Source organism: uncultured Campylobacter sp., assembly GCF_938045205.1.
Taxonomy (GTDB): Bacteria; Campylobacterota; Campylobacteria; order Campylobacterales; family Campylobacteraceae; genus Campylobacter_B.
The window spans coordinates 1-5,315 of sequence record NZ_CALIMY010000042.1; the positions used below are offsets into that span (position 1 = coordinate 1).

Consider the following 5,315-nt stretch of genomic DNA (forward strand, 5'->3'; position numbering starts at 1 on the left):
TTTTTGTGTGCTTAAACAATACAATTTGCGCTAATACTTTTCCCACGATACTGCACAATATTTATCGCCTGCATTAAGTCATCGCTATTTTTGCGTAGTCTTATTTTACGTAAGCATGCGATGAAATTTCAAAATTTCAAATTTTGCGCCGCGAATTCCTAGCTATTTTCATGCAATTACATTGTTGTGTATATGTATTTTAAATCGTGCAAAATTTAGCCTCAAACGATTCTAATATCTTGATCAAAGCGCCGTATTAAATTTAAAATTTATCTCAAAAAAACCTGACTTAAGGATTCAATAACCGATCAACTCGCCCCTTCGCGCGCCAAAACGACTTTGAAGGTTTTTAAAATAATGACGATGTCGTTCCAGATCGACCAGTTTTTCATATACCACGTATCCATGCCCGCTCTAGTCGCAAAATCCACATCGCTGCGCCCGCTCACCTGCCAAAGTCCCGTAATACCGGGCTTGACGGCGAGGATGAGATCGGCGTATTCGCCCATATCTTTGCGCTCGTATTGCGCGCACGGGCGAGGACCTACGATGCTCATTTCGCCCTTTAGGACGTTGATCAGCTGCGGAAGCTCATCGAGCGAGCTTCTACGCAAAAAATCGCCCAGCTTCGTGATGCGCGGATCGTGCTCGTATTTGTGATATTTTTCAAAATACTCCACCTCTTGCGGATTTTGCTTGAGATACTGAGCTAAAATTTCATCCCCGTTTTCTTTCATAGAGCGAAATTTAAGACACCCAAACGGCTTGCCACCAAATCCCATCCTTTGGTGCGAAAAAAATATGCGCCCCGTGGGCTCTTTTAGCTTCATCATCAGCGCGATTACGCCAAAAATCGGCACCAGCAAAGGAAGTGCTAAGAAAATTAGCGCCAAATCAAGCCCGCGTTTAAGCGCTAAATTTAAAGGGCTTTTCAGAGAATTTCGTATCGCAAAGAGGCTGGTACGCGATGCAAAAACGCTGTAAATATCTGCCTGCGTAAAATCGTATGAGCGCAGCACGGGGGTGAATAAAATTTCTTTGTTCTTTCTGATATTATGCTCGATAAGCTCGTTCAAAGCCTCCGCACCAAGCCTGCTTCCGCCGATAAATAACACGTCGTAATCGCTGCCAAGAGCTCTAACATATCCTAAATACGCGCTTTCTAAGACGGCGCTCTCAAATTCCTCGCCCTCGCCTAAAATTTTCGCCCTCTTCTGCCATAATCCAAATTTAAAAAGCTTCCTTTTCGTTACGAGCTTAAAAAGCGGCAAAACCACCGCCATAAAGGCAAAGCTCAGAATAAAGCTGGCGCGTGAAAATTCGTAATTGACTTTGATCAAAGCAAGCAGCGCAAGGCTGAGTAAAAGCCCAAAAAAGCAACTTCTCACTAAAATTCTACTCTCGTGCCAAAAATCATATCGCCTCGAATAGATCCCCTGATAAAAAAATAGAAATATCATTATGACGTAGGACGGCGCAAAGCCCTGATACCTGCCGATGTCCAGCAGCACGCTATCGCCGTAGAGCAGATTTTTAAGCACCACGGCAAGTCCGAAGCAAAGCCAGATGCCGAAAATATCGACCGCCAAGATTATCAAAACACAGAGTTGCTTTTTCATCCTAGCTCCTATTAAAATCATCTTGCAGGCGCACGATATCATCCTCGCCGGTGTAGCTGCCGACTTGAGCCTCGATTAGCACGACGGGGATTTTGCCCTCGTTTGCGAGACGGTGAACCTCGCCCATCCTAATGAACGTAGATTCGTTCTCGCGCAGCAAGAAATTTTGCTCGCCCACAGTCACGGTCGCGGTGCCGCTAACGACGATCCAATGCTCGTTGCGATGGTAGTGCTTTTGCAGCGATAGCCGCTTGCCGGGCTTAACGACGATGCGCTTGATCTTATAGCCACGCTCATCTTCGAGCACCGTGTAGCTGCCCCACGGGCGGTGCGTCGTTACGTGCACGCGCGCCAGATCGCTATCCTTCAGCCGCTCTACCACCTGCTTTACCTTTTGGGTAGAGCCTTTTTTACATACGAGCAGGGCATCCTTGGTATCGACGATAGCGATATCCTCGACGTCTATGGCGGCTATCGTGCGGCCAGAGCCGATGATGAGATTGTTTTTAGAATTTAGAGTGATATTTTGCTCGCTAGCAGTGTTGCCGTTCGCGTCTTTAGACAGCTCGGCGTCTAAGCTATCGAAGCTTCCCAGATCGCTCCAGCCGATATCTGCGGGCACGACCTTAGCAAGACTCGTGCGCTCCATAACCGCATAGTCAATGCTATCTGCGGGGATCTCTTGCATATCGAGGAGTTTAATTCTAATCGGATTTTCCGCGTTAGAATTTTCGTGCGCACGGACGCAGGCTTCGTAAATTTCAGAGCTCTGAGCCTTTAGTTCGTCTAAAAATACGCCTGCTTTAAACATAAACATGCCGCTATTCCAGTAGCAATTCCCCGCCGCTATATAGCTTTGCGCTGCCGCAAGATCAGGCTTTTCGTGAAATTTTAACACGTCCTCGCCGCTTGCTTCGATATAGCCGTAGCCCGTATTTGCTTCCGCGGGCTTGATACCGAACGTCACCAAAAACCCCTGTTTCGCAAGCTCGTGCGCGCGCAAGACGCTGTTTTTATACGCCGCCTGATTTCTAATTAGATGATCGCTCGGCGTTACGAAAACGATCTCCTCGGCCTTTAAGCTCAAACACGCAAGCGCGATCGCAGGAGCCGTATTTCTGCCGACTGGTTCGAGTAGAAATTTCACGCCGCGCGCACCCAAAGCCTCAAGCTGATCGAGTGCCAAAAAATACTGCTGCTCGTTTGAGACGACGAGCGTGCGCTCGCATAGCGGGGAGTTTCGCTCGTAGCTCATCATAAAAAGCGAGCGATCGCTGAAGAGGCGCACGAACTGCTTCGGCATAAGCGTGCGGCTGATGGGCCACAGCCTCGTGCCGCTGCCGCCGCTTAGGATTATATTAGTCATTTTGGCCGTCCTTAAATTCCTCATATTTTTTCTCGACGTAGCTTTTGATTTCGGCCTCAAAGCGTGCGCGCGAAAATTTTAAAGAATTTTCTCTGATTTTTGTAGGCTCAAATTTATCATAATTTTGCTCAAATTTAGCTACGGCGGCGAGCAGCTCTTTTGCGTTTTGCTCCATAAAATACAGTCCGCTCTCGCCGTCAAGCACCGTCTCGCGGGCGCCGCCGCGCCCAAAGCAGATCACCGGCGTGCCGCATGCCTGCGCTTCTACCGGCGTAATGCCGAAGTCCTCCTCTGCGGCAAAAACAAATGCCTTAGCCCGCCCCATGAGATCCGCCATCGTCTCATCGTCTGCGAAGCCCAAAAGTTCGACATTTTTGCCCGCTTTTGATCTAATTTTGGCCATATCGGGCCCATCGCCGATGACGAGCAGCTTTTTATCCGTCTGCGAAAACGCCTCGACGATGAGATCGATCTTTTTATACGGGACCATGCGCGAGGCGGTGAGGTAAAATTCCTCTTTGGTTTCGCGCAGCGTAAATTTATCCACGTCCACGGGCGGATAGATGACGTCGCTAGGCTTGCCGTAGGTTTTTTGGATACGGCGCGCGATGTAGCGGCTGTTTGCGACGTAGTGATCCACGCGGTTTGCGGTGCTCGCGTCCCAAAGCCTAATTTTATGTAAAAAATACTTTGCCAGCACGCCCTTTAGACCGCGATCCAGCCCGCTTTCGCGCAAGTACTGATGATATAGATCCCACGCGTAGCGGATCGGCGTGTGTACATAAGCGATGTGAAGCTGATTTGAGTGCGTCAGCACCCCCTTTGCGACAGCATGTGAGCTAGATAGCACGACGTCATAGCCACTTAGATCAAACTGCTCGATCGCGAGCGGAAATAGTGGCAAGTAGTTGCGGTATTTGTCCTTTGCAAAGGGCAGCTTCTGGATAAAGCTCGTGTGAGCGTGCTTGCCTTTTAAAATTTTATCTCGATCGGCACCCTTTAAAAAGTCGATGAGGCTGTAAATTTCAAAATCATCCCAGATATTAGTAAAACTCTCAACGCATTTTTCTGCACCCGCATAGGTGCTAAACCAGTCGTGGATAAGGGCTTTTTTCATTGCGACTCCCTAGTTGATCTATTTTCAAATATCTGCTCGTAAATTTTTTCCACTTTACGAATCATAACGCCGATATCAAATTTATCTTTAAAATTTAGCAACGCTTCGGCTTGCATTTTACCGTATATTTTCTCATCGTTTAATAAAATTTCTATATGCTGGCACGCCTGCTGTGCACCCTCAAACAAAAATCCGCTTTTGCCGTTTTCTACAACCTCGTTATTTCCCACGACGTTTGTCGCCACTATAGGGATACCGAGTGACTGCGCCTCTATGAGCGCATAAGGCAGCCCCTCCCACCTGGATGTAGACAGGTAGATGTCCGTAGCGGATAGATACGCGGGCACTTCGTCGGTAAAGCCCGTAAAGATTATATTTGCGCCGTCTTTTTGCGCCATAGATTCAAATTTTGCCCTATCGTCGCCGTCTCCGATCCACAAAAAAACGATGCTTGAATTATCTTTAAAATTTTTGGCTATCTCGTACGCCAAAGACATATTTTTTGCATAGTCAAATCTTGAAATAGTCGTAACTACTTTTTTTCCATATAAATTAAATTTTTTCCTAGAGCTATCCTCTCTCAAAAGAGCTTTTATACCATTATATATGATATCACTCTTATTTTTTTTAAATAGTCCATGCTTCAAACAAATACTATTTTCATTATTTGAGACATTTATAAATTTATCGGTAAATAGCGCCAAAAACCTCTCTAAAAAAATATATGCTCTCTTTTTTAAAAAGCTGTATTCTCCCATATGAACACCATGCAAAGTATGGATTACTTTTAGTCCTGGATTTAAAATTTTAAGCATCCGTGAATAGATTCCCGCGCCCTTGCCGTGGGAATGGATTATTTTTATATCGTTATCTTTTATAAATTTATTCAGCTCAAGAAGCTTTTTTACGCTAAATTTTCTATGCGGCAAGATGAATATGTCTTTAACCTTTTTTGACTCGTTCCACAGATCATAGTAGAGCCTATCTTGCGGACAAGCAAGATATATCTCTATCTCGCTAGATAAATTATTTATAAGCAGATCAACGTGTTTTGGGCCGCCGCCGTGATCGGCTCTAAGCGTAATAAATAAAATTTTCATTTTTTGATCTCAGTAGTTTTATCTATTAAAAGCGCAGAATAAATGGAATCCTGCTCGCTAATTATGCTTTCAATGTCTCTATACTCCACATTTAAAAATTTTTGATTTACGCC

4 protein-coding genes are annotated in these 5,315 nt (G+C 45.7%); all 4 read right to left on the bottom strand.

All coding sequences use genetic code 11. The features are described 5' to 3' along the window. Positions 1–308: 308 nt before the first annotated feature. Genes Q0198_RS02655 through Q0198_RS02670 form a run of 4 tightly spaced genes read right to left on the bottom strand, consistent with a single transcriptional unit; the run spans position 309 to position 5,202 of the window. Positions 309–1,619 (bottom strand): sugar transferase, encoded by a 1,311-nt coding sequence (locus Q0198_RS02655; protein ID WP_297894629.1) that lies wholly within the window; start codon positions 1,617–1,619, stop codon positions 309–311. Position 1,620: 1 nt separating this feature from the next. Beyond that, positions 1,621–2,985 carry a mannose-1-phosphate guanylyltransferase/mannose-6-phosphate isomerase gene (locus Q0198_RS02660; RefSeq protein ID WP_297894631.1) on the bottom strand — a complete coding sequence of 455 codons (1,365 nt, stop codon included), beginning with the start codon at positions 2,983–2,985 and terminating at the stop codon, positions 1,621–1,623. Next, entirely contained in the window at positions 2,978–4,102 is a 1,125-nt protein-coding gene (locus tag Q0198_RS02665) for a glycosyltransferase family 4 protein (protein ID WP_297894634.1), read from the bottom strand. Before Q0198_RS02665 ends, Q0198_RS02660 begins: the two co-directional genes overlap by 8 nt. Beyond that, entirely contained in the window at positions 4,099–5,202 is a 1,104-nt protein-coding gene (locus tag Q0198_RS02670; RefSeq protein ID WP_297894637.1) for a glycosyltransferase, read from the bottom strand. Before Q0198_RS02670 ends, Q0198_RS02665 begins: the two co-directional genes overlap by 4 nt. Between the last annotated feature and the right edge of the window lie 113 nt (positions 5,203–5,315).